Consider the following 593-nt stretch of genomic DNA (forward strand, 5'->3'; position numbering starts at 1 on the left):
TCATCGCCTGCCAGCGGGCGGGGCTGCCTGCGGTCGCGCCGATGGGCACGGCCCTGACCGAGGAGCAGATGGAGCGTCTGTGGCGCGTCTCGTCCGAGCCGGTGCTGAGCTTCGACGGAGATGCGGCGGGCCTGCGCGCCGCCTATCGTTCGATCGAGCGGGCGCTGCCGCTGTTGAAGCCGGGCAAATCGTTCCGCTTCGCCCTGCTGGAGGGCGGGCAGGATCCGGACGACATCCTGCGCGATCGCGGGGCGCCCGCCCTGCGTCAGGCGATGGCGACGACCCGGCCCTTCGCCGAGGTGCTGTTCCGCCGCGAGGTGGAGGCCGAACCGCTGGACACGCCCGAACGCAAGGCGGGGCTGAAGGGGCGTCTGCGTCAGGCCACCACAGGCCGCGAGCTCCAGCGCCTCGACGATGAGCCGCCCGCCCAGCGCGGCCAGGCGGTCGTGCAGCGTGGCGGTGCTGTCGGCCGGGCCGATGGGCTCGCGTGCCACCAGGCACATGGCCCCGGTGTCGAGCCCGGCGTCCATCTGCATGATGGTGACCCCGGTCTCGGCGTCGCCGGCCTCGATCGCGCGGTGGATGGGCGCCGC

2 pseudogenes are annotated in these 593 nt (G+C 73.9%); one reads left to right on the forward strand and one right to left on the reverse strand.

The features are described 5' to 3' along the window. Nucleotides 1-2: 2 nt before the first annotated feature. A pseudogene (locus ACFSNB_RS18775) lies at nucleotides 3-227 on the forward strand (toprim domain-containing protein); the annotation flags it as partial. 234 nt (nucleotides 228-461) lie between these two features. On the opposite strand, the pseudogene ACFSNB_RS18780 reads toward ACFSNB_RS18775, so the two are convergent. Continuing rightward, nucleotides 462-536 (reverse strand): annotated as a pseudogene (locus ACFSNB_RS18780) (hypothetical protein); the annotation flags it as partial. Nucleotides 537-593 lie beyond the last annotated feature (57 nt).

It is taken from the genome of Phaeospirillum tilakii, from assembly GCF_042683125.1.
Taxonomy (GTDB): Bacteria; Pseudomonadota; Alphaproteobacteria; order Rhodospirillales; family Magnetospirillaceae; genus Phaeospirillum; species Phaeospirillum tilakii.